The sequence below is a fragment of the Streptomyces sp. NPDC088746 genome, from assembly GCF_044751065.1.
Lineage (GTDB): Bacteria > Actinomycetota > Actinomycetes > Streptomycetales > Streptomycetaceae > Streptomyces.
The window spans coordinates 20,622-43,491 of sequence record NZ_JBIVLA010000004.1 but is presented as its reverse complement, the minus strand read 5'-3'; the positions used below and the strand labels follow the sequence as shown (position 1 = coordinate 43,491).

Below are 22,870 nucleotides of genomic sequence, written 5' to 3'. Positions count from 1 at the left end.
ACCCGCCGAAGACCCAAGTGCGTTCAGCACGAGGGCCTCCGGCCGGCACGCCGACAGCACGCACCCGGACGCCGCTCCTTCACGGAAAGAAGTTGCCTGTTGCGGCACCAGGTCCGCGTCAGGCGGACGGAGTCTCGGTCCGGGCGGGCGCCGCCGGGACCTCGCCCTCGTCCAGGGCCACGTCCTTCGTCTCCTTGCCGATGAGGAGGGCGGTCAGGGTGAGGCCGGCCATCACGGAGAGGTAGACGCCGACCAGCCACGGGGAGCCGTCGCCGGCCTCCCAGAGGGCGACCGCGACGAACGGGGCGACGGCCGCGCCGAGGATGGAACTGACGTTATAGGCGATGCCGGAGCCGGTGTAGCGGACGCTGGTGGGGAAGAGTTCCGGGAGCATCGCGCCCATCGGGCCGAACGTCGTGCCCATCAGTGTGAAGCCGAGGACCAGCCACAGGACCACGCCGAGCGTGCCCAGGTTGATCAGCGGCACCCAGACCAGGCCGAAGACGATGATGCCGGCGGTGACCCAGGCGAGGGTCTTACGGCGGCCGTACTTGTCCGCGAGCGGGCCGGAGATCAGGGTGAACGCGGCGAAGAACAGCACTCCGAAGATCATCATCAGGACGAATGTGGTGTAGCTGTAGCCGAGGCCCGGGACGTCCGCGTCCTCGGCGGTGCGGCCGTAGCTCAGCGAGAACGTCGTCATCAGATAGAAGAGGACGTACGTCGCCAGCATCGCGAAGCTGCCGAGGACCAGCTGCTTCCAGTGGTGACGGAAGACGGTGGCCAACGGCAGCTTGCGGACCTTGCCGGTCTCCTGCGTCTTCGCGAAGACCTGCGACTCGACCAGGCGCATGCGCACCCACAGACCGATCGCGACCATGACGGCCGAGAACAGGAACGGGATCCGCCAGCCCCAGCTCTGGAAGGCGTCGGAGGGCTGCGAGGGGTCGGCGCCCGCCGCGGAGGGCAGTAGTGCGCCGATGATCAGGAAGAGGCCGTTGCCGATGATGAACCCGAGGGGTGCGCCCAGCTGCGGGAAGGTACCCCACAGCGCGCGCTTCCCGGCGGGTGCGTTCTCGGTGGCGACCAGGGCCGCGCCGCTCCACTCGCCGCCGAGCGCGAAGCCCTGGGCGAGCCGCATCAGCACCAGCAGCGCCGTGGCGACCCAGCCGGCTTGCGCGTATGTCGGCAGAACGCCGATCAGGAAGGTCGCGATGCCCATCGTCAGCAGCGAGGCCACCAGGGTGCCCTTGCGGCCGAGGCGGTCGCCGAGGTGGCCGAAGACGATCGCGCCGATCGGGCGGGCGACCATCGCCGCGCCGAAGACCGCGAAGGAGGAGAGCAGGGCCGTGGTCGGGTCGCTGCTCGGGAAGAAGAGTTTCGGGAAGACCAGTACCGCGGCGGTCGCGTAGACGTAGAAGTCGTAGAACTCGATCGTCGTGCCGATGAGGCTGGCGATCAGGACGCGCGACCGCGAGTTGGCGGGCGCGGCCTCGGCCGGGGACTGCGACGGGGCCTCGGCGGGCCCGGTAGCGGGAGCGTACATCTCTGGGACTTTCCCACGAGGGCGGAGTACGGCCGTCGACTTGGAGGGCCGACGGTCCCGCACGGCGGCGCAGGACCCCTCGTGGCAAGGCCGCGCGACCGGTGCGGGCGCCGAAACGATCTCATGCATCTCACAGACCGGTTAGGTAACGTCCAGAATGTGGGATTACGGAACCAGTCAGGGGCCGCACCAGCGCGTCCGGGCCGTCCCCTCCCGCGCCTGTGGCCTGGGAAACCGGCGCCCGCACACGTGGACGCTCACACCCCGGCCGCCCCCACGCGGACCGCGAGGTCGAGAAGGCCGCGATCGCTTCCGCGTGGACCCACCAGGCACAGGCCCACGGGGCGGTGCGGCTGTGGACGGGGATGCTGACGGCGCAGCGGCCCGTGAGGCCGGCGAGGCAGGTGAGCTGGGAGGTCTGGGCCCTGGCCTGCTCGATGACAGCCGCCGAGTGCGGCCTCCTCATGGGTGGGGGCCACCGAGGACGCGGACGGCAGGATGAGTACCCGGTCGCCGAGCAGATCGTCGACCAGGTGGCGCCCACCGTGATGCATTGCGCATAAACGCGCACCATCTCAAATCCACATTCACCGACAGCACCGCGGTGTCCGCGATCGCCGGGAACAGCAGCTTCTTCAGCCGCAGCATGCCCCTATTCACGGCCCGGGGTCAGCCCGGACGTAACACCCACGGCCTGTTGTGGACGACTTCGCATGCCGCCCGGGAAAGCTCAATCGTCATTCACCGTGGCTACCGCACGGAAGCTGAGCCAGAACCCGAGTTCCGACAGCACTGCGGTAGCTTCCGGAGCAGCATCAGGGCGTCAGCTCGTCGGAGCGGCCGGCTTGGATGCGGGACCATTGGGCGATGGGGCGTCCGTTCATACGCCAGACCTCGGGGTTCCTGGCGTCACCCCAGGGCTGAGGCCAGCCGTCGGGGGAGTCCTCCCACGCCTCCTGGCGTCCGTAGACGGTCATGTCCAGCAGCCCGTGGGTGGGGGCCATGATCTCGACGCCGCGGCCGCCGGTGTAGTACGTCTCGAACACCCGATCGCCATCGCGGACGTAGCAGACGAGGTGGTGACGCTGCCAGTCACGACCCTCCAGCAATAGCGCCGCCGTGTTCTCGACCGAGTACCACGGCATGTCCAAGCCCAGGAAGTTCCGATAACGGACGCTAGCCTCGTACGGGCCCTTGCAGAGCGTGGCGTATGTGACGTCGCGGGAATGGATGTAGGACAGCTCGCGGACCTGGCAGTTGAAGAACGTGCAGCCCTCGCACTGCTCCGCGGCGGGCCGACCGGGCCACCAGGCGTGGAAGTACGCGATCAGCTGCCTGCGGCCCTCGAAGACGTCGAGGATCGTGACCGGCCCCTCGGGACCGATCACCTCGATGGTGGCGTCGACCTCCACCATCGGCAGCCGTCGCCGCGCCGCCGCGATCGCGTCCCCTTCGCGGGTGTGCGCCTTCTCCCGTGCCATCAGTGCGTCCCGCGCCTCCTGCCAGGTCTTTCTGTCCACCACAGGCGGGAGGGCCGGGCTGGATTCATGGTCGTTCATGATCGCCTCCATGCGTTCGTCGCAGCTCTGCCCACCGCGCTGACCACCGTGTGCGGTGAGATGTGCATCGGGCGGGCCCTGCGGTTCTACAACGAACTGCCCCGCGGAATTCACACAGCTCACCTGGCGGCGGCTGATGAATCCCGTGGACCAGCCTCATGGGCTAGTGGCGGTAGTTGGCGGAGGCGTGCTCGGGTTCGTGCACCACCACGTTCATCTGACCGAGTCGTCAGCGAACGAGAAGTGGGCCCTTGCGGCTGAACCGGCCCCGCAGCCCATGCGCTGCCAGACGGTGCCTCGAGCTGGTCCTGGGAGGCCGTCGCCGGCGGCGGCCCGGGCGCTATGACCGGCTGCGCTCGTCGCGATCGTTCTTCAACCATCCCTCCCCGACCAGCCGGGGCATTCCCGTTCCCGCGCCGCACCGCCCGCCGGGAGATGTCCATCGTGGTCATCTCCTCGAGCTCCGCCGGCAACCCGGGCAAGACAACCCCGCCCGAGCTCGACATGGGTGTATTCGGTCAAGTTCCCTGGGACGCAGAAGCCGACGACCCGCCCGAGACTTCAGCCCACCGGGACGCGCTGCTTCTCGATTTGACTGTCGAACCGTCCGCCTGTGATCCGCTCGACGGCGGCGGGCAGCAGGTAGCGGTCGGTGCGGCAGGGCTGGCGGCGCGGGTCGGCGTCACGCATGCGAGCTTACCCCCTCTCTCGTTCGAGGAGAGCGTGGAACGAGCGCGCGGGTTGGCCCGTGAGGCGCTGGACGGTGTCGGAGATGCGGTCCTCCGCCCCCTCGGCGATGGCGCGGTCCATCCCGGCCAGCATCGAGGCGAACTCCATGGGCGCTTGGGCCGTGAGGCGTTCGCGCATCTGTTCATAGGACAGGCGGTGGTGGTTCACGGGTCGGCCGGTGACCTGGGTGATGGTGGTGGCGATGTCGTCGTAGCTGAGCGCCTCCGGGCCGGTGAGAACGAGATCGGTGTTGGGGGCATGTTCGTCGGTCAGAGCATGGACAGCGACGGCCGCGATGTCCTCGACGTCGACGAAGCCGACCCGGCCACTCCCGGCCGCGGTCCAGATGGTGCCTTCTTCGCGGATGCTCACGGCGTGCGCGTGTGCGCCGGTGAAGTTCTGCATGAACCACGAGGGCCGCAGCACCGCCCACTGTTCGAACAGATCGGGCAGCGCCTGGTGCACTGTTCCCACCGCCGGCCCGCCCTCGGGGATGGCTGAGGAGCTGAGGAGCACCGCACGGTGGACGCCGACGGCGTGGGCCTGCCGGAGGAATGGCAACATGACCGCCGCCGGGTCGGCGTCGCCTACGGGCGGTATCAGGTAGACCCGGTCGGCTCCGTCGAGGGCGGCAGCGTGGGTGGCGGGTTCGTACCAGTCGAATGCGACCGGCTCCGCGCCGGGGACGTCGACGGCGCGACGGCTGGCGGCTTTGACGCGGTGGCCGGAGGCTGACAGTTGCGCCGCGGTGCGGCTGCCGGTGGTGCCGGTGGCGCCGATGACCAAGGTGGTGCCGGTGGTTGTCATCGGTTGCTCCTGGTGAAATCGGTGCCGGGTTCGAGGACGGCGAGGGAATTCCAGTAGTCGCGGTACGAGGTGATGTGCCCGTCCCGGACCGTTACGACGGCGATGTAGGTCATGTCGAAGGGGCGGTCGGCCTCCACCAGGCGGCCGACGCCACGCATCTCGACCACGATGGTCTCAGGGTCGGTGGTCTGGTGGATCCGCAACTCGGGGAAGTCATGCAGGTCGATGTGATCCGGGTAATGGCGCATGTACGCGGCGACGGCCTCCCTGCTCTCCAGACGCTTGGGCCAGCCGTCAGGGGCGAAGGGGAACTCCAAGAAGCCGTCCTCGGCCCACAAGGCGACCCACGCGGGAATGTCCTTGTCCAGCAACAGCCGCAGGCTGTGGCGGTAGAGGTCCGCCGGAGAAGTCGGTGCAGACATGGGTATCCTCCATCTCATGGAATGTGGACCCTGGGTCCGCTTTGACAATACGGACCCATGGTCCGCTTTGCAAACGGAGGTGCAGCATGCCCGAGCGCAAACCCCGCAAGGATGCCGCCCGTAACCGGCAGGCCGTCCTGGCGGCTGCCGACGCTCTGTTCGCCCGCGGAGAGAGCCCGGAAGGCGTCACCCTGGCCGCCATCGCAGCGGCGGCCGGAGTCGGCAAAGGCACGCTCTTCCGGGCCTTCGGCGACCGCCCCGGACTGCTGCGCGCACTGTATGAAGCACGGCTGGAACCAGTCAGGGAGGCCGTTGAAGCCGGACCTCCGCCCTTGGGCCCCGCGACCCCGCCGCAGCAGCGCGTACCCGCCCTGCTCGACACCCTCCTGTGCTTCAAACTCGACAACCGCAGCCTCATGCTGGCCCTGGAGGAAAGCGGTAGCGGCAGCCCGTACCAAGCGGATCATTACGAGCATTGGCACGGCCTGCTGGACAGCATGCTGGGGCAGCTTCCCGGCCTGGCCGACAGCGACTTCACCGCTCACGCCCTGCTCGCAGCCACCCGAGCCGATCTTGTCGAGCATCTGGCCGGGCATGAGTGTGTGCCGCGCGAGGGGATGCGGGCGCAATTGGCGAACTTCACTGCCAGAGTCCTGGACTCCGGTGCTGTGCAGGGCTTGGCGAACAACGGCTGATTTGCGAGCCGTTCGCACGCCGCCAAGAGGTCCTGGAGGCCCTGTTCGCCGACCACCGGCTGGTACCGTCGTGGAAGCTGTGCCCGTCGGCCGCGGACCCCCACGGTCGCGGGGGAGTGGCTGTACCAGCGGGCCGCCGTCCCCGGCGTCGAAGGTGTCGTGGTCAAGCGTCTGACGGGCCGGTACCTGCCGGGCGTGCGCGGCTGGTCCAAGGCCCGGCGCAAGGACCCCACCGGAAGCGCTCATCGGCGGCGTCACGGGTTCGCTGCACCGCCCCCAGGTCCTGTCGCTGGGCCGTTACGGCATTACCGGCCGTCTACGCCTGTGGGGGAAGACGACCCGGCTGAAACCCGGCCCCGCCTGGGACACCGCCGGCCACCTCACCGCGGCCGGGCCCTGACCACCCGTGGACCGGCGTCCGCTTCACCGTGTCCTGGACCAGCCGCACCCCCTTGGAGCCGGTCCTCGTCGCCCCCGTTCTCGTCGCGGAGATCAGCGCCGCCGTGTCACAGGACCACGGCGTGTGGCGCCACCCGCTGCGCTACGAACGGCTCCGCCTGGATGCCGTCGAAGCCGATGTTCCGCCGTTCGGCGAGACGCAGTTCATGCCCGGGCCCCGGCCGTGACGGTCGCCTTCTCTCACCCGGCAGTACGGCCGGCCCGCTGATGAGGTTACGGGTGTGACTTCCCCGGGCGATGGCGGTGCTGGCGATGGGAGATCGGGCTGCGGTTGCCTGCCTGGCGGCGCTGATCGCCCGTCCCCCGGAGCCGAAGTGGCCGGCACCCTCAGTCTGCGGAAGCGTAGGTGCCCAAGACGCGCCGACTGGCGGACAAGTAGCGCGCTTCCGTCGAAATCCCCGCTCGGCGCAAGGATCGGCCCTACGATAAAGGTCTGCGCCGACGCTGGGAGTTCAGGTGGAAATGGCCGAGCACACCCCGGATTACCCGCCCAGGACCCCGCCCCCGCCGAAGCGTCCGATGTCCCCGCCGCGCCCGGAGACCAGCCTGCAGGGGACGGCCAGGGCCCGGATGCAGGTACGCAATCGGCGCAGCGCCAACTGGTCGCTGGAGGCCGCCCCGTGGTCGGCGAGGAAGGCGAGCGGGCACGTCCTGGACCGGCTCCATGAATGGGGCTACCGGGAAGCCGACCAGGCCGCCGCCGACCTGACCGAGCTCTTGGTGCGCACCGTTGTCGCCGACGGCGGACGCCGGGTTTCCGTCCACCTTGCCGACCAGGACCGCCAAGCGCTCATCGTCGCCCTGTCTCACCGGCCCGGCCTTGCCGTCACCGACGATGCCGTCCTTCCGGAGCTCACCGCCCGTGGCGCGGTGGCGTGCGGCACCGACACCGCCGACGACGGGCGCCGGCTCTGGGCGATCCTTCCTCTGTAGCCTCCCGCAGGAGCCCCAGCACCGCTCTCGCGTTCCAGCAACATCACGCCCAACTTGGTTCCCGAATCGTCCGCAGCGGGCCCGGACCACCGTGGGCCGACGTCAGGCTCACCTCGTCCTGGGCCAGTTGCCCCCTTGGAGCCGGTAGTGGTCGCCCCGTCCTCGTCGCGGAGATCGGCGCCGACGTGTCACAGGACCACGGCGTGTGGCGCCACCCGCTGCGCTATGAAGGGCTTCAGCTGGACGCCGCCGAAGCTGATGTCCCTCTGTCACCGTTGTCGGCGGCATTCTGCTGCTGCACCGGATAACTTCCCCGCCCACAGCGAGAATCGACGGTCGTTCGTTGGAGTGGGGTCTGCACAGCCGTGAGCCCTCGCAGACGATTGGTTCTGCGAGGGCTCCGCGCTGGGAGCTGGCGTAACCTCCGGCGTCAGCCGGGCGGCCTGTGTGTTCAGACCTGGCGGAGGAAGAGCCTCTCGCCGTAGAGGTCGTGGAGCCAGATCCGGCGGGCGTCGTTCCTGTGGGCCAGGGTGCGGTTGTCGAAGTGGTGCCTGTCGCCGGTGCTGGTGTGGACGGTGATCTGTACGCGCTCGATGCACCAGGGCGGGTTGTCGCCGCTCTTCACGAAGCGGATGTAGGCGGGGTAGTCGAGGTCCTCGGTGTCGAGCTGGGGCTTGCGGGGGTCGTTCCACTCGGCGTCGTTGACCGTGACGTCGGTGAAGCTGCTGTCGGGGTCGCTGTGGGTGTTCTGTTCGCCGAGGACGAAGCAGGTCTTCGCGCCCTGGACGAAGTCGCTGCCGCTGCCGGAGTCCAGGAGGAACTCCCGTCCGGCGAGGCCGAGGTAGACCCAGGCGCTGGTGCCGGCACCGTCCACGTCGGCTGTTTCGATCTTGGCTCGGATCTGGGTGATGTCGCTCATGGCTGCTCTCGCCTTTCCTGTTGGGCTGGTGGCCCGTGATCGGCCAGGCACGGATGTGCGCGGCGTGGTGGGGGCCCTGGGTGCGGGCCAGTGTGGGTGGCTTGTGGGCCGGGGGTCAGCCGGCGGGGCTGATACGGACCGGCTTGTTGGGGCAGCCGGCCGTCAGGTCGTTCAGCTCGGCGGTGAGGTCCCAGCGGCGATCCACCGCGGTCCAGTCGGCGATGTACCGGCAGACGACGTCCTGGTTCGGGAACCACTCGGCGACGTCCTGGTCGGACTTCTGACAGTTCGACCGGTCGGTGACCGTGAGGAGAGCGCGGGGATCGCCGAGCTCGTTGGCGTAGCGCTTGCGCCGGGTGTCGTCCCAGGCCGGGGCCCCGGAGTCCCAGCTCTCAGCCAGGGGCGCAAGGTGGTCGATGTCCAGCCGCCTGGGCCCGGTCACCTCGACGTCGTCGTACCAGGAGTGTCAGGTGCCGGTTGCCGTCGGTCAGGCGGCACCGGCCGGTGACCTCGGGAGCCCTCACGGCTTCCTCGAGGAGGATCTTGCGGCGGGTGTCGAAGCCGTCACCGTCGGCTTCAATCCAGCGGTTGAACGGGTCCCGGTCGTAACCAGTGCGGTCCTCGTCGGCCACGGCACCGCGTCCACGGCGGAGCGCAGCGTGTAGTCCTCGGCGTGGACGGCCGGCGCGGTGACGGCCAGTGATGTGGCGGCCGGACACGCGGCGAGCGTCGTACGGAGAGCGGCTATCTTCATGCACATGTTCTCGCCCCGCATCGCTCCTTGTAATCGAATGATTACAGAGCGTGAAGAACTGTGTTATGGGTGACGTCGTACGCGCGGCGCGTGTCGTCAGAGCCGCACGCTCAGACAAACAGCGGGGCAACACCGTCATTTACTACGAGCAAGGCCCCGAAGCGGGCGAGACCGAGACTCCTGGTCCATCGCGGAGAACGCGCCGTCGTGGATGCGCAGGGCGAGAGGGTCGCCGTGCAGGACGTCGAGCACGTCGAGGATGTGCACGACCACACCCGCCCGTAGAACACGGGGGCATCGAGGGTGTGCTGCCTCGGTTTGTCGCACTGCCTGCGCCGCTCGCAGACGCCGGGTCCTGGCGGAGAAGATCTCTGCCAGGACCCGGCGGGGATGCAATGGGGACCACTTGATGGCCAAGTGCTCGAGTTGTTGGAGGACCAGGTTCAAGGAGCGGCCGACGCCGCCTGCGACGGGAGCACCGGTGTGGCGTCCGGCGCCTGGGCAGGCGGGTAGATGATGTGCACCACACGGACGAGCGCCCCCGGCACGAAGACACACACGGTCGGTGACTCGGTGCGCGGTACGTCGCCCGGGCCCGTCCACGCGATCGGCCACTGGAGCACGATGTCCCGACGGGCCGGGTCCGGATCGGTCGACACGTAGCGCACGTAACCCTCCACCAATCTGCCGTCGGACAGCTCGACGGAGACGAACGGCTTGCGCTGCCCGCCCGCTCCCGCGCGGTCGGTGAGGGCGTGTACAGCCACCCTCCCTTCCCGGACCCCAGCCCCCGTGCGTCTCGGCGACCTTCGGCCTGCGTACACGCCGGCCAGCGTGCTGAGCGCCATGCTCAGTGCCATGGCCAGCACCACGGCACCGACCCACGACCAGGGGTGGCCCCGGAAGTGGGCCGGTGCCTTCGTCACCTCACGGAGCGTGACGAGGAAGGGTGCCAGTTCACCGATGAGCAGGGTCAGCAGCAGCCCGGCGGCGGTCGCCAGCGCCCCCACGCTGAACAGTTCGACGACTTCGGTGGTCGAGGACCGGGTGTCCTTGGGGCGATAGCGATTCATGGCCCGGTGGAAGGCGTAACCCGGAGTCATCGCGGCCAGCAGCAGCACCGCGGCGATGACACTACTGGGCACGTGGCTCCCCCGGCGGCTCGGCAGCGGGCGCCGGGGCGGGAGGGGCGCCGGTCACGGCGGGAGGCAGCGGCTCGGGCCGGTCGGTGAGATCCTCGACGACGAACTGGCGGTCCTCGAAACCGAACTCGTCCTCCCAGTCCGCTCCCTCGCCCCCGTTGTTCTCAGGGTCCGGTGATGGCTCACTGTTTCGGGTCGTCATGACGCACGCGTCCTTTCTCTGCAGGTTCCAGATATGAGTGGGTCAGGTGTTGGGTGGGTCATCGAACGACGCCGTGATACTGACAAGTCCCGCCCACAGCAGCGGCGGGACCGGGCCGACCTCTGCCCGGAACTGGCGCTGGGCGGTGCGCAGCGCCGTGGCCGGCGCGACGCCCTCGGCCAGGAGCTTGTAGAGGGCGGCCAGGATGCGGGCCGTCGGGTGGCTGTACAGGGGGTTGTTGCCCTTCCCGTCCGGCAGCGGGAAGATCCCCCCGATGACCGTCTCGGCGCCTCGGCACAGCGCGACCGTCGGGATGCCGAGCGGATCGGTGCCGCGGCGTTCGTCGAGTTCGGCGGAGAGACAGGCATTGAAGAGCAGCGTGCGCGGGAATCGCAGGGTAAGCATGCGGGCGGCGGACAGCGTGGTGTGCCGGTCGAGGTGCAGGGCGTGCGCGAGTCCCGGGCTGTCGTCGCCGTGCACGGAGGCGGCACCGACCACGAACTCCACACCGTCGGGGTCCAGCAGCGACAGCAACTGCCCGGGGGTCCGGGCGTGGACGACACCGGCGCCGTACGCGGCGTCCAAGGCGGCCCGTTCAAGGTCCAGCCCTTCAGCGTTCACACCGGAGAGAAACGTGAATGCCCGCCCAGGCGGCCCGCCCTCCATGCCCGAGGCAGGCCGGGGAGTCTGCTGCTGGCCCTCCATGAGGGACAGGCTCGGCGACATGGCGAGGACCGCTCGGTCCACTACGTACCCCTCCGGGTCATCCGGCGCGACGCTCAGAGCGGTCCACGGCACCCGCCACAGGCTTGAGTCCGGGACGACCAGCAGCTTGGGCACTGTGCCGCTGGGGTCAGCGTCGTCCAAGAGCTCCAGGAGACCGGGCGGCAGCAGAAGACGGGCCAAGGTCGCCCAGGGCAAGGCGTCTCGGGAGGCCAGATGGCGACGGCGTGGCGTCCTTCGCCAGCCCGGTGCCTCGGCGCGCACACCCTCTGTCCCCCCGGTGGTGTCCGGCTCGGGTGGAGTCAACGGCTTCCGCCCGCTCCGCAGGGACTCGATGCCGGCCACGTCGCCGAGCAGCGCCGCCGCGGCTCCTTGGACCGGGTGCAGGAAGGGGTGCCTTGTGCCGTCGGGGGTCGTCCACAGCCCCACCACACAGGTCTCCTGGCCGTTGGACACGAGCCGTGCGTGCAGCACATGGCTGTTCCAGCGATCCGCGTACGTACGCGGATCGGCGACCGGGGCGTCGCCGTCCGCTTCGATGGCCCAGCGGAACCTCAGTGACACCAGCGTCTCCAAACGCTCATACGCCCGCGCCACCTGGCCGCTCGTTTCTTCGGGGCGGGCGGGGGCCGGCTGGACCTCGGCGATCAGCGCACCCTCCGGACCGCTGTTCGTGGCCTCGGCTCCAGCCAGCGTCGTCAGCAGGCCGACGATCTCCTCCATGCCGTCCTGCTCGATGTCGTCCGGTGTACGCGAGACGAGCTCACCGCGCAGCATGCGCCGCAGGGCGGTCCGGCTGCCGAGGTCGAGGAGTGACGCGAAGGCGTCCAGGGCTTGTTGGTCGCCGCTCTGGTACAGGGCGTGAGCCGTGGTGTACGCGGTGAACTCGTGCTCGCTGTAGAGGTCGACGTAATACGCCTGGGCATCGCGCCAACCCCAGCTGGTGCGCAGCTCGGCGACGCCCCGCATCATCTCCAGGTATGCGGCGAGGGCGCCCGTCTCGTCACCCTGCCCGTGGGAGACGAGGGCGGTGGCGATCAGGTGACGTACGTGGTGAGGCAATGCATTGCCGTCGTGGGAGAGCGCACGACCGGCCTCGGCGGTCCACGCGGCCGCGTCCGCGACGCGGTTCTCAGCGAGCGCCACGACGGCGAGCATGTCACACGCACCGGCGTGCTGCGGGTAACAGTGCCACTTGGCGGCCAGCGTGCGGGCAGTCATGGCGTGTTCGGCGGCCTGCGGGATGTCATCCTGATCGAAGGCGAGGTTGGCGAGGTACAGCTCCGCACGGACCCGGCTGATCCGGAACATGTGGCCCCCGCCGACGGCCACAGCCTGAGTGACGGTGGCGTACGCCTCGTCGTTCCGGCCCTGGAGCAACTGGATCTTGCCAAGCTTCTCCAGGGCCTCGGAATGGGCGGAGCGGTTACGGCCCTGCTCGTGGTGGCGCACCGCAGCGACCGCCTCCGACTCGGCGGTCGCCAGGTCGCCCTGCCCCACCGCGAAGTCGCTGCGCTTCATGGCGACGTGCGCCGCCAGCAGCGGGATTCTCCGGGTGGCCGGATCCGCAGCCACGGAATCGACCAGCTCGACGGCCGCGGCGACCTCTCCGGCCAGACTCAGCTGGTCCGCCCTCGTCAGACGCTTCATCAGCGGATCCACGACGGTGGCCTCACGCATGAGCCGGCCCATGCCGACCATGCTTGTCTCCCGTACGTGCCGCACGGTGAGTACGACGACACCCAGGACGAGGAGAACCAGGGGCGGATACCAGGAGCCGCCCCTGAGAGCCCGCGATATGAGGTACGAGAAGGCCGCTACCGCGGCAAGAAATTTCCAGGAGACTTGACGTCGTGTGCCATCGCTCTTCGGCTCCTGGCCATGCCCGGCTTTGCCCATTTGCCCCCCACTGCTCAGCCTTGGGCGCTCAGCATAGGGATACGAGCCTACGGCGACCGTCGAAAACGGAAAATCAGACGAAACCGGCTCGCACTACTGTCTACCGGCCTCGGGACTGGTAGGCCCGCATGTTGAGGTGTCGCGTATCCTCCGGCGGTTTCCAGTTTGGTCACCCTGAGTGGTCGGTGGTGGGCGCGTAGGGCGGGACCGTCCAGCGCATCGTTGTCTGGCCCCTGGGGCAGGCTGAAGAGTCACTGGATAGATCTGTCCGAAGGTACGTTCGCCGCGATGTCTCATCGCGTGTTCGCCGCTGTTCCGGTTGATCCCCAGGACGGGGCAGTCAGCGACCTCGATGGCGCCGATCCGAAGGCGGGCGAGAGTGTCGGCGAGGGGGCAGCGTTCGCACATACGCTCGCCGAGTAGGAGCCGTTCGAGACCGCAACGATCACAGAAGAAGCCGCTGATGCCCGCGCAGTCACGACAGATCGGATTGCCAGAAGGGTCCAGACCGGGTAGTAGCCGGTCGGCTCGGCAGTTGGGGCAGGAGCCGCGGACGCGCATTGCGCGGTCGTGGCAGGTCCGGCAGATCGGACCGTCCGACCACTCCGCTGACTTCGCCGCCCGACGGCCGCAGCGTGCGCAGTTCCGGACATGCCACCGCTCGTACTCTTCCGGCGTCATCGCTCAGCCCTCGGGACTCAGCCGGACCCGCGTGGGTCGACGGGCAGCGAGGTTGATCGGCGCCTCTTCGCCAGCGACGCGAGGGGCCGGGAGGTTCTGGGCCGACGTGGCGATCAGGTCGGTGGGTGTGCAGTCAGTCGAGGATGTCGCAGAGGGTGGCCGGCACGGGCAAGGAGAGCCGTTCCGGGGTGCGGTTGGCGCTGAGAACGATCATGGTCAGGGCGTGAGTGTGCTGACGCGGTTCTCGTATTCGCGGCGGGCCTTGCGTCGGGCCGGGACCGCAGGGGTGCCATGGTCGCCGCCGAGCGGCTGGCAACGGTCGAGGAACTGGCGGTGCACGGCAGGGACGGCGGTGGCGCGCAGGGTGTAGCCCTGGCCGCGCCGTACGGTCACGCCTTGGTCGAGCGCGGCCCGCCGGCTCGCGTCGTCCAGGCCGGCGGCGCGGAGGAAGTCTGCGACCTTGCCCGGCATGTCGAGGGTGACCGGCAGCTCCGGCGCCGGGGAGTCCTCCTCGAGGGCGGCATGCTCGGGCAGGAGGTCGGCGACGGCCGTACGGGTCGTCCCGCAGCTGCCGCCGTGGTCGCGGGCGAGGGCGGCGACCGAGCGGCCCTCCAGTTACGCGGTGCGGATGTCGCCGGTCTCCGCGGCCGCCTTTGCTGCCCTGAGCCTCGGCGACGCGCAGTCCGTCGTAGGTCAGCTTGCGCTGGAGGTCGCGTTGGAGTTCGCCGGCGGCGAAGGTCTGCACCATGAACTTCACCGTGGACAGCCGCTCGCCGGTGCGCGGGTAACGGCGGAGAGGTCCATCACGGAGAACGCGCCGTCGTGGATACGCAGGGCGAGGCGGTCGCGGTGCAGGACGTCGAGCACGTCGAGGATATGCCCGGTGCCGCGCAGGAGGCGGAACATTGCGGAGATGTGCAGGTGGTCGCCCGGCCGCGCGTGCGTGAGCAGCTCGCGGAAGTTCGGCCGCTGGAACGGGTGGAAGCACAAGCCCCGACTCCGCCTACCCCAGGGGCGTACCCAGATCAGGTTCCACCACGCCCTGATACTCCTGGCCGACGAGGTCCCCGTCGCTACGGTCGCCCACCGATGGAGCGGGCCCTCGCCAGCACCTTCGTCGACGTCTCCTGACGCCCCTTCGGCCCCACCCCCCGGCGCCCGCCCCGCCAGCTGATGCAGGACCCGGTCGGGAGGCGGGCCTAGGTGTATTGATCACGAGCGGTGTTGACACGGGGGCCCGCGCACCCGGCCCCGGCAGGTGCGCGCCGACAAGGCCGCCTCCCGCAGGGAACCGCGCCTATCTGCGGCGGCGCGGGCTCCGCTGCAACATCCCGGCCAAGGCCGACCAGGCCCGCAACCGCAAGAAATGCGGTTCTCGCGCGGCGGCCGTCCGCCGAAACTCGACCGGCAGGACTACAGGGCCCGGCACGCGGTCGAGTGCGGCAGCAATCGCCTCAAAAGACACCGCGCTGCAGCCACGCGGTACGACAAATTCGCGGTCCGCCACGAGGCGATCGTCCTCGTCGCAGCCATCAACGAGTGGCTATGACTGACCACGTCACGATGGCGCTGCGTAACAGCGGATGGCCACCGTCTGGTGCGGACTCCACTGCTGCTCGGCTGTGGCCATCAGCTCCCAGCCCAGCCGCTCATACAAGGCTGCCGCCGCAGTATCAGATGCGACGACGTCGAGCACCGGATGCAGGCCACGACGCCGCGCTTCCTCCACTGCTTGGCCGATCAGCATTGCACCGATTCGATGGCCCCTCGCCTGTGGGGCAACGAACAGCCTGCTGACAACGGCGGTCATACCCCGTGTCGCCCCGTTCCGCTCGCTCCACAAGATCGGGGCCAGATTGCCTTCGCCGCCTGGCGACAAACTGACATGTCCAACCAGGCCGCCTTCGAGTTCGGCAACCCAGGAGCCCAGCAAGGGACCGCGTGACAGCCACTCGCCGGGCTGATCCGGCCAGTTCACCGGGTAGCCGTCGCGCGCGTGGACCTCAGCGAGGACCCTCACGCACTCCTCGACATCGCCATCAGCCCTCTGTCGGACCCAGCGGCTCGGCCTCTCATCAGGCACCTCGGAACTCTCAGTTTTCACTCGGGCATAGAAACACAGGCCACAGCGTCACAACTAGCCACTTTCGATACAGGCCTAAGGGCTGTCCCGGAAATGATCTACGGCTAGGCAGTTTCGTTTGGATCACCGCGCTGACCAGAGGAAGATGCCCGCGACGTGGAGCCCAGCCAGGTAGATGGTCGCGGTCTTCTCGTAGCGAGTGGCGATGCCTCGCCACTGTTTCAAGCGGTTGATGCAGCGTTCGACGGTGTTGCGCTGCTTGTATGCCTCGCGAATGCGGGTGGCCTGCCGCCCCGGCTGCCGCGCCGCAGCCGGTGGCCGCGCTGATCGGCCGGAACGGGGATGACCGCCCGGATACCGCGCTTGCGCTGGTGTTCGCGGATCGCGCGGGAGGAGTACGCCTTATCGGCCAGGACCAGGTCCGGCCTTGTGCGGGGCCTCCTCTCCGTCGAGGAACGCGAAGGCGGGCCATGACGTGAGCAAAGGCGGGTGCGTCACCAGCCTGTCCGGCGGTGAGCACGAAGGCCAGCGGCCGGCAGTGAGCATCAGAAGCCAGGTGGATCTTGGTGCTCAGTCCGCCCCGGGACCGGCCGATGGCGTGGTCTGCCGGTTCGTCTGCTGGAGCCCTTTTTTGCGGGCCCCCGCCGCATGCTGGTGTGCGCGCACGATGGTGGAGTCCACCGAGACAGACCAGCTGAGGTCGTCGTCGGCGTCTGCCTGCGCGACCAGCGCGGTGAACACCCGTTCCCAGGTGCCGTCGACGGCCCACATCCTCAGCCGGTTGTAGACGCCTCGCCAGTTGCCGTACTTCTCTGGGAGGTGGATCCACTGCGATCCCGTCTGGAACTTCCAGGCGATCGCGTCGATCACTTCTCGGTGGTCCCGCCACCGGCCACCCCGCCGCGGTGTCCGATCTGGGAGTAACGGCTCGATTCGCGCCCACTGCGCGTCAGTCAACGGCACACACGGACAACGACTGGCGGTGCTGGTCGGAACGGCGCCCCTGTCAGGCGTTCGGCCCGGTGCGGAGCCGCCGCACGTCCCGCACGAGCGTGTACGAAGCGCTGAGGAAGATCACGGCTCCAGCCACGAGCCAGAGGATCGAGGCCCCAGAGCGGTACTCACGAACGCCCGCAACTACCAGCACCACGCTGGCAAGGACGCCGAAGGCCGAGATCAGAGCGCTGATGCGGTTAGTCACACGGACATCATCAACGACAACCTCGGCCAGCGGAAGTGATCCAAACGAACCGGCCTAGGTGTGGACGTGGTTGGTGGCCAGTCCGGCGGCCCGCCTATCCGGCGAGGTTGAGGTTGTGGAGGCGGGCGATGCCGAGCATGGCGTGGTGGACGCCGGCGCTTTTGAGGCGGCAGACGCGGAGGATGTTCCAGGTCTTCTGCGGGAGAAGACATGCTCGGGCGCGGACCAGTTTGTGGGACTTGTTGTGGGCACGTTTCCAGTCAGGCAGTTCTTCGCCTGTGCGGCGGCGGTGGGGCATCACGAGCCCGGTGCCCGGATAGCCGCCGTCGGCGATGGTCATGGTCGTGCCGACGGCGGCCTTCGCGCCGGACTCCTCCCATGCCTTGCAGTGGTTGCGGTTGCCTGGCAAGGGACGGCCGACCACCACGACGAGCCGGGTATCGGCGTCGATGACGACCTGGTGGTTGGTGGAGTATCGATAGTTCTTGGACTGCTCGGCGATGGTGTGGTCGCGTGTGGGAACAAGAGTGCCGTTCACGATGAGCACGTTGTCCTTGGCCAACCGCTTGCGGGGCTGCGGCGTAACGTGACGGCTGGATGCGGCGGTCGGAGCGGGCTGCCTCGAGGCGCTCGTTGCGGGTGCGGTTGTCAGCGGTGAGCTGGCGGGAACCCTGCTTGAGGGTGGTGTTCTCGCCTGCGATTCGGCGAATGGCTTCTTCGTTCCCCTGGGCTGCGAAGTTGCCTATTCGGCCGCTGAGGTGCGCTGGGTGAAGATCTTGCCGTGGGCGGTCTTGAGGCGTCCTCGGCGTTGAGTGTTCGTTCGCGCCAGGTCGTCTCGTACTCGTCGTCCTGGTCGCTGCCCGTGTCCGCGAGGTCGGTGGTGCGGAAGGCGGTGGACCAGATGCGGTGGAAGTGGTCCTGATGGTTTGCCCAGGTCCAGAGTGAGGGCGTCGCGAGGAGGCCGAGGCCGGCCAGGGCCTTTTCCAGGCCGTTGACCGCGCGGGCTTGGGCACGTACGCGAGGCGATGACCTGACCGCCACTCCACGCAGCCTGCCGAGCAGTCTTGTTCTTGATGGCGAGCTCGCCATCCTCGACCACTACCGGCAGCTCAGCTTCGTGGCCGCCCGCATCAATTCGGTACGAGCACGATCCAGACCTGGCCGGTCGCGAACGTCATCGGCTCGCCGTCCTTGGTAGCGAAGCCGGTCGCTGACTCGGCGGTGTTCCGTTCCCATGCCACGTCGTACGACTTGCCGTCACGCAGGACCACCGCCGAACCGGATCCCACGGTCGCGCTGAACGGTGAGGTGTTTCCGCCTCGGTCCCGGAAGCGTGAAGCCTGCACGTCCACATTCTGCAGGACCACTGTGGCGGCTCCGAGCTGGTCCCCAGAGGCCGTACGGGCCGGGGTTTTGTCCATGCTCACCAGCCACTGGCCCCGGTCCACGGCCCAGGTAAAGGTGAATCGTGCCGACGGGTACGACACTGTGCGCTCGTTGACCGGGGTGCCGCCCGGGGGCGGCGCAGCGAAACGGAGCCCGATGTCCTCGGCCGCGTTCACCCCAGTGGAGGTGTGCGGGATCTTTCCCGGGCGCAGATATAGATTGTGCGGTGCTGAGCGGTCCCCGCTGCGGAAATAGGCGTCCGGTGCCTTGGACGGCGGCTGCGCGTCGATGGGGGCGGCTTCGATCGACGGCCGGAGGGCGGACTGGGCGCCCGAGTACGCGAGCGTGGGCTCGTCGAACTGCCGGAGCAGCTCAAGATCCGTTTCGCGAGCGCTGCGTACGGGGCCGATGACGGACGGCAGGTCGGAGGAGTAGGCGGCGAGTATGCGGCTGAGGCCTGCCTCTACCTGCTCCACGTAGACGATGTCGGCCTTCTCGAGCCCGGTCGGCGGCCGGGCCGCGGCCACGTTGTCGATCTTCACGGCGAGAACCTCGGCGCGTGGTGCGGATGTCGTCTTCCCTCCGCCCGAGCTGCCGCAGGCCGCAGTGATGACGAGCGTGAGTGCGGCGAGCGCTGCGGCATTCGATCTCTTCGTTCTGGAGGTAGGCATGGCTGCCGCCCTTTCGAGCCGATTCTTCGGCATCGGCTCATGTCTGCTGAGGGGATGACTCCCTCCTCAATCATCCCGCAGAAGACCGGCCGAAGTGCTTCAAAGGCTCGAATGTCGGCGATGGGGGCTGCTGGTGGCTAGAGTCCTGGACCCGGGTCGCCACCGCGGTTCAGGCATTCCCTCGCCCTCGCGGCGTCGAGCCCGTCACCGGCTGGTTCGATGGCTTGCTCGCGCTCAATGCAGGAGTCGGTCTTCCGTCAGCGGGACGGGCGGCGTCGTCAGCGATGCTGCGGGCAAGCTGGTAGGGATCGGATGACCGCGCCCGGCCCGGTTCCAAGCACCACCTGATAGTCGATCGACCGGCATGGAACCCCGCGCGTCGTCACGCTCACCGGCGGCAACCGCCACGACGTCACCCAGCTGCTGCCGCTGCTCGACGCGGTCCCGCCGATCCGGGGGCTGCGAGGACGGCCTCGCCGCAAGCCGCGGCACCTGTATGCCGACCAGGGCTACGGCTTCGACAAATACCGCCGCCTGCTGTGGAAGCACGGCATCAGGCCGATGATCGCCCGACGTGGCGTCGTCCACGGCTCAGGGCTCGGCAAAGTCCGTTGGGTGGTGGAACGGGCCTTCGCCTGGCTGCACCAGTTCATACGACTCCGGATTCGCTACGAACGAGGGGCCGACGTTCATCAGGGCCTGCTCGAACTGGCATGCAGCCTCATGTGCCTCCGCCGCCTGCGGACCGCACGATGAAACGAGCGGTCAGTTGAGGATGATCGGATTGGTGAGTGCGGCGACGTGCCCGCTGCGATGGCGGACCTCGATGCGGACGAACGCTGATTGTTCCGCTGTCGTGTCCCACTGCACCGCACCCGTCCCGTCATCGGGGAGGGGGGCTCGGTGGACCTTTCCTCGATCGGTGTGGAAGCTGACGGTCCCCGCCGGCACACCTCGTATTGCCGCATGCACTTCCACCTGCCCACTCTGAGTCGCGAGCCGCTCGCCCACCCCGGCAACGCGGCCGGCCGCATGAGATGTGAACGACACGTCCACATCCGCCGACTCGGCGATCCAGCTGCGGCCGGCGCAGATCCCGGTCAGCACTGCTTCTGTGCTCAGTTCCTCAGCGAAGACCACGGTGTGAGGGATCCCGATCTGCCCGCCCAAGTGGGTATCGCTGTTGCCCATCGCCGGCCGCCACGAGCCCGTGCGAAGGTCCGCCGCGAGGCTCCGCCCCCATTCGGCCAGGGCCGCCTCATTGTCGGCATTCCAGGGCCGGTCCGAAGTCCACAGTCCGTTCCATACCTCCACCACGTCGAAGCCAAGAAAGGGAAACATGAAGTCGCCCGAGGGGTAGGGCGCATGCGGGTGTGCGGCCACGCACAGGCCCCCTGCTCGGTGGACCTGGTCCAAACACTTGTCCACCAGTCCGTCCCTGACCGGGTGCTTCCAGTCGACGACCTCGCCGGGATCGAGGCCGAGCGCGAGCCAGTGCCCGGTCTTCGTGGTCACCTCTTCGCCGAGAAGGATCAAGAAGTCATCGGCGGCCAGATGCCCCCATACCCCCGGGGCCGCGGCTGAGTTGTGCTCCGTGGTCGCAATGAAGTCGAGCCTGGCCGCCCGCGCCCGGGCGGCCAACTCTTCGGGGGCGAGTTCCCCATCAGAGTGGAGGGAGTGGACGTGGCAGTCCCCGCGGTACCAGGCCGGCCCGCGTCCGACCGCCCGCGCCGACGGGAAGCTCAAACTCGACAAGGTTCTCCTCCCAGAGTCTGTCGAGCCAACGTGCCAACCGGGGCAACCCGTTCCATCGCCTGCTGAGCGCGATCTCGGTCGAGACGTCAGACCAAGATCGCATTCTGAAACGATCAGTTAGGCGGAGGAGTCGAGCGGGTTGGATGCCATTCTGTCGGCGAGTCCCGATCGCACCGCGCCGGCCGCGGAACTGTTCGGTTTGCGAGCGGCCTGGGCCTGGAAGCACGTCAAAAACTGCTCGGGGAGGTCCAGCCTGGGGTAGCGTTCCAGCACCTCGGCCCGAAAGCCGGCCGAGTATTGCTCCGCGTCCTTGCCGATGACTTCGTTCGCGGTGGCGCGGGCCAGCAGGTGGCCCTCGGGATCAGTGGAGACCTCTACCCGTGGCCACATATGGCGGACGATCACCTCCGAGAGGCGCGCGCTGCGCTTGGCCGGCCATCCGGCGCCCGCTGCGAAGACCTGGGCGACGTGGCCACCTGCCTCCTCGAACGCAACGGTGTGGCTGTCGAAAGCCGGCACCGATCCGATGTCGTGGAACAGCGCAGCAATGTAGAGGAGTTCCGCGTCGAAGGAGATGCCGTCTGCCACGCCGCACGCGGCCGCCCACACGTAGGCACGAAGCGAATGATTGAGCAGGGCTGGGGAATGGTAAGCGGTCGCCACCTCCAGGGCGGCTGCCGATGTCATGCTGCTGGGCACGGGGAGGGCGTCGAGCGACATACGGGTCACCGTCGGCCTGCCTCTGCCGCGCTGTCCGACACGATGCGGATGATCGTCCTGCCGGGCCTGCCGGGCCTGCCGCGGCCGGGCGCGAAAACCGCCGGCGTTTCAGCGAGCGAACATACCTCCCCGACGATCGGCTTGAGCCTCCCGTCCCTCACTCGTTGCACGATGTCGGCGAGCCTGGCCCGGTCAGGCTCGACAACGAAGAAGACGGCCCGCCCGTCCCCGGGCTTGACCCTGGGGGGTTCGGCAATGGTGACGAGAGTGCCCCCGGCACGCACCAGTGCGGCCGAGCGGTCGAGGATCTCGCCACCGATGACGTCGAACACGAGGTCGACGTCACCGGTTTCCTCCAACCGGTCCGCTTGGAGGTCCACAAATGCGTCGGCGCCCAAGCCGAGGGCGGTGTCCCGATCGGCGGACCGGCCGGTGGCGATTACTCGCGCCCCCACGTCGCGTGCGAGTTGGACCGCGACGGACCCGACGCTGCCTGCGGCGCCGTGGATCAGGACCGTCTGCCCCGCTGTGAGCCGTCCGTGGTCGAACAGCCCCTGCGACGCGGTCAGGCCCGCGATGGACAGCGCGGCGGCCACCGTGTGGTCGACGTCCGACGGAAGCGGGGCGAGGTTGCGGGCCTCCACTGCGGTGTACTCGGCCAGCGATCCGTCACGGGTCCAGTCGGCCAGGCCAAATACCCGCTGGCCGACGGTGAGGCCGGTTGTGCCGTACCCCAGCTCGGCGACCACCCCCGACAGCTCGTGCCCAGGCACGCTCGGCGTCCGGTCACGGCCCGCTCGGTCCGTCCACGTCCCGGGCCAGGTGAGTTCCCCGCGAGTGAAGCCAGCAGCATGCACGCGCACAATGACGTCATTCTCAGCAGCGTGCGGATAGGGCAGTTCCGTCAGAGCGAGTCCGCCGGCACCGGCATCACGGTTACGGACGGTGATGGCTTGCATATAGATCATCCTCTGAGGAGCCAAAGTAGCGGCGAACAAGAAGACAATGCCCGCTTAAGTTGATACAGAGCGCGATGCATCGTGATCTCGACCGTATGCGCTATCCACTTTCGCCAAGTGGGCCACTTTCAAGGCAATGGGATGAGCCACTTTCGCGTCGGATGTGGGGTAGCACCGCATACCTCCGTGACCGCCTGTCGCGACCCAGGCCACCGGGCTGAGGCGGATGCTGACGGGGCGGGCCAGGTCTGCCGTCGGACTTCCTCGGTCGCCTCGGGCTCCTCGTCTGAGTCGATCCGGCGGCCGGCAGCGGCGAGGTTCCGTCGAGAGGCCCGGGCTCGGGCCAGCCTGCGGGCACGTCGAATCGTGCCGCGTCGTCGAGGTAGTCGGTGCAGCCCATCACGATGAGCCGTCCGGAGGGCGTGTGAAGGCTTGCCTCGACGACGTGGTCGAAGTCGTCGTTGTCGCCGTGCGGCGGCTTATCTGTGAGGTCATGGTCACGATTGTCACGGTGTCGTTAACGGCGATGCCGATGGCCAGGGCATATTCAGTCAGGACGTGGATCTGGAAGTAGTCCGCGAAGAGCTCAAGACCGGTCGCCACGGGCGTATCTTCTCTCCCGCCC

At 68.5% G+C, this 22,870-nt stretch carries 24 protein-coding genes and 4 pseudogenes; 6 read left to right on the top strand and 22 right to left on the bottom strand.

The window, feature by feature from the left end:
• Positions 1-118: 118 nt before the first annotated feature.
• Positions 119-1,546 (bottom strand): MFS transporter, encoded by a 1,428-nt coding sequence (locus ACIP63_RS19100; RefSeq protein ID WP_401517028.1) that lies wholly within the window; start codon positions 1,544-1,546, stop codon positions 119-121.
• Positions 1,547-1,767: 221 nt separating this feature from the next.
• Here ACIP63_RS19100 and ACIP63_RS19095 point away from each other — a divergent pair, with 221 nt between their 5' ends.
• Entirely contained in the window at positions 1,768-2,109 is a 342-nt protein-coding gene (locus ACIP63_RS19095) for a hypothetical protein (protein WP_401517026.1), read from the top strand.
• Positions 2,110-2,361: 252 nt separating this feature from the next.
• On the opposite strand, the gene ACIP63_RS19090 is transcribed toward ACIP63_RS19095, so the two are convergent.
• From ACIP63_RS19090 to ACIP63_RS19075, 4 genes are all read right to left on the bottom strand, one after another.
• On the bottom strand, positions 2,362-3,105 hold the full coding sequence (locus tag ACIP63_RS19090) for a DUF899 family protein (RefSeq protein WP_401517024.1): 744 nt from the start codon (positions 3,103-3,105) through the stop codon (positions 2,362-2,364).
• Positions 3,106-3,666: 561 nt separating this feature from the next.
• Positions 3,667-3,795 carry a hypothetical protein gene (locus tag ACIP63_RS19085; protein ID WP_401517022.1) on the bottom strand — a complete coding sequence of 43 codons (129 nt, stop codon included), beginning with the start codon at positions 3,793-3,795 and terminating at the stop codon, positions 3,667-3,669.
• 6 nt (positions 3,796-3,801) lie between these two features.
• Positions 3,802-4,641: an NmrA family NAD(P)-binding protein gene (locus ACIP63_RS19080; RefSeq protein WP_401517020.1), complete on the bottom strand. Its 840-nt coding sequence runs from the start codon at positions 4,639-4,641 to the stop codon at positions 3,802-3,804.
• Positions 4,638-5,063 (bottom strand): nuclear transport factor 2 family protein, encoded by a 426-nt coding sequence (locus tag ACIP63_RS19075; protein WP_401517018.1) that lies wholly within the window; start codon positions 5,061-5,063, stop codon positions 4,638-4,640. Before ACIP63_RS19075 ends, ACIP63_RS19080 begins: the two co-directional genes overlap by 4 nt.
• A gap of 86 nt (positions 5,064-5,149) precedes the next feature.
• Between ACIP63_RS19075 and ACIP63_RS19070 the strand changes: the two genes are divergently transcribed.
• The 3 genes from ACIP63_RS19070 to ACIP63_RS19060 all read left to right on the top strand — a co-directional run bounded on the left by ACIP63_RS19070 (position 5,150) and on the right by ACIP63_RS19060 (position 7,150).
• On the top strand, positions 5,150-5,758 hold the full coding sequence (locus ACIP63_RS19070) for a TetR/AcrR family transcriptional regulator (protein ID WP_401517016.1): 609 nt from the start codon (positions 5,150-5,152) through the stop codon (positions 5,756-5,758).
• Positions 5,759-6,186: 428 nt separating this feature from the next.
• The gene (locus ACIP63_RS19065) at positions 6,187-6,384 is read left to right on the top strand and encodes a hypothetical protein (protein WP_401517014.1); all 198 of its coding nucleotides are present in this window, start codon (positions 6,187-6,189) and stop codon (positions 6,382-6,384) included.
• Between the two features lie 295 nt (positions 6,385-6,679).
• Positions 6,680-7,150, top strand: coding sequence for a hypothetical protein (locus tag ACIP63_RS19060; RefSeq protein ID WP_401517012.1), 471 nt, complete (start codon positions 6,680-6,682; stop codon positions 7,148-7,150).
• Positions 7,151-7,601: 451 nt separating this feature from the next.
• On the opposite strand, the gene ACIP63_RS19055 is transcribed toward ACIP63_RS19060, so the two are convergent.
• Together ACIP63_RS19055 and ACIP63_RS19050 are read right to left on the bottom strand one after the other, a co-directional pair.
• Complete coding sequence (locus ACIP63_RS19055; RefSeq protein WP_401517011.1) at positions 7,602-8,069, bottom strand: hypothetical protein; 468 nt, start codon at positions 8,067-8,069, stop codon at positions 7,602-7,604.
• Between the two features lie 115 nt (positions 8,070-8,184).
• Entirely contained in the window at positions 8,185-8,511 is a 327-nt protein-coding gene (locus ACIP63_RS19050; RefSeq protein ID WP_401517010.1) for a DUF1524 domain-containing protein, read from the bottom strand.
• A gap of 28 nt (positions 8,512-8,539) precedes the next feature.
• On the opposite strand from ACIP63_RS19050, the gene ACIP63_RS19045 reads away from it, so the two are divergent.
• Complete coding sequence (locus tag ACIP63_RS19045) at positions 8,540-8,734, top strand: hypothetical protein (RefSeq protein ID WP_401517008.1); 195 nt, start codon at positions 8,540-8,542, stop codon at positions 8,732-8,734.
• Between the two features lie 260 nt (positions 8,735-8,994).
• On the opposite strand, the pseudogene ACIP63_RS19040 reads toward ACIP63_RS19045, so the two are convergent.
• The 11 genes and pseudogenes from ACIP63_RS19040 to ACIP63_RS18990 all read right to left on the bottom strand — a co-directional run.
• Positions 8,995-9,096 (bottom strand): annotated as a pseudogene (locus tag ACIP63_RS19040) (recombinase family protein); the annotation flags it as partial.
• A 170-nt stretch (positions 9,097-9,266) separates the two neighbouring features.
• Positions 9,267-9,968 carry a DUF6338 family protein gene (locus ACIP63_RS19035; RefSeq protein ID WP_401517006.1) on the bottom strand — a complete coding sequence of 234 codons (702 nt, stop codon included), beginning with the start codon at positions 9,966-9,968 and terminating at the stop codon, positions 9,267-9,269.
• Positions 9,958-10,167 carry a hypothetical protein gene (locus tag ACIP63_RS19030; RefSeq protein WP_401517005.1) on the bottom strand — a complete coding sequence of 70 codons (210 nt, stop codon included), beginning with the start codon at positions 10,165-10,167 and terminating at the stop codon, positions 9,958-9,960. Before ACIP63_RS19030 ends, ACIP63_RS19035 begins: the two co-directional genes overlap by 11 nt.
• Positions 10,168-10,209: 42 nt before the next feature.
• Positions 10,210-12,591, bottom strand: coding sequence for a CHAT domain-containing protein (locus tag ACIP63_RS19025; RefSeq protein WP_401517004.1), 2,382 nt, complete (start codon positions 12,589-12,591; stop codon positions 10,210-10,212).
• A 1,095-nt stretch (positions 12,592-13,686) separates the two neighbouring features.
• Positions 13,687-13,941, bottom strand: coding sequence for a hypothetical protein (locus ACIP63_RS19020; RefSeq protein ID WP_401517002.1), 255 nt, complete (start codon positions 13,939-13,941; stop codon positions 13,687-13,689).
• Positions 13,942-14,223: 282 nt separating this feature from the next.
• Complete coding sequence (locus ACIP63_RS19015) at positions 14,224-14,460, bottom strand: recombinase family protein (RefSeq protein ID WP_401517000.1); 237 nt, start codon at positions 14,458-14,460, stop codon at positions 14,224-14,226.
• A gap of 568 nt (positions 14,461-15,028) precedes the next feature.
• Positions 15,029-15,490 carry a GNAT family N-acetyltransferase gene (locus tag ACIP63_RS19010; RefSeq protein WP_401516998.1) on the bottom strand — a complete coding sequence of 154 codons (462 nt, stop codon included), beginning with the start codon at positions 15,488-15,490 and terminating at the stop codon, positions 15,029-15,031.
• A 186-nt stretch (positions 15,491-15,676) separates the two neighbouring features.
• A pseudogene (locus ACIP63_RS19005) lies at positions 15,677-16,516 on the bottom strand (IS5 family transposase).
• 43 nt (positions 16,517-16,559) lie between these two features.
• On the bottom strand, positions 16,560-16,754 hold the full coding sequence (locus ACIP63_RS19000) for a hypothetical protein (RefSeq protein WP_401516996.1): 195 nt from the start codon (positions 16,752-16,754) through the stop codon (positions 16,560-16,562).
• Positions 16,755-16,848: 94 nt separating this feature from the next.
• Positions 16,849-17,331 (bottom strand): annotated as a pseudogene (locus tag ACIP63_RS18995) (transposase); the annotation flags it as partial.
• Positions 17,332-17,884: 553 nt separating this feature from the next.
• Complete coding sequence (locus ACIP63_RS18990) at positions 17,885-18,811, bottom strand: DUF3048 domain-containing protein (RefSeq protein WP_401516995.1); 927 nt, start codon at positions 18,809-18,811, stop codon at positions 17,885-17,887.
• Positions 18,812-19,125: 314 nt separating this feature from the next.
• Between ACIP63_RS18990 and ACIP63_RS18985 the strand changes: the two are divergent.
• Positions 19,126-19,567 (top strand): annotated as a pseudogene (locus ACIP63_RS18985) (IS5 family transposase); the annotation flags it as partial.
• Positions 19,568-19,576: 9 nt separating this feature from the next.
• Here ACIP63_RS18985 and ACIP63_RS18980 read toward each other — a convergent pair.
• The 4 genes from ACIP63_RS18980 to ACIP63_RS18965 all read right to left on the bottom strand — a co-directional run bounded on the left by ACIP63_RS18980 (position 19,577) and on the right by ACIP63_RS18965 (position 22,848).
• The gene (locus ACIP63_RS18980; protein ID WP_401518240.1) at positions 19,577-20,557 is read right to left on the bottom strand and encodes a CehA/McbA family metallohydrolase; all 981 of its coding nucleotides are present in this window, start codon (positions 20,555-20,557) and stop codon (positions 19,577-19,579) included.
• A gap of 126 nt (positions 20,558-20,683) precedes the next feature.
• Entirely contained in the window at positions 20,684-21,286 is a 603-nt protein-coding gene (locus tag ACIP63_RS18975) for an HD domain-containing protein (protein WP_401516993.1), read from the bottom strand.
• Between the two features lie 5 nt (positions 21,287-21,291).
• Positions 21,292-22,245: an NADP-dependent oxidoreductase gene (locus tag ACIP63_RS18970; protein ID WP_401518237.1), complete on the bottom strand. Its 954-nt coding sequence runs from the start codon at positions 22,243-22,245 to the stop codon at positions 21,292-21,294.
• A 399-nt stretch (positions 22,246-22,644) separates the two neighbouring features.
• A complete protein-coding gene (locus ACIP63_RS18965; RefSeq protein WP_401516991.1) occupies positions 22,645-22,848 on the bottom strand; it encodes a hypothetical protein in 204 nt (67 codons plus the stop codon).
• Positions 22,849-22,870 lie beyond the last annotated feature (22 nt).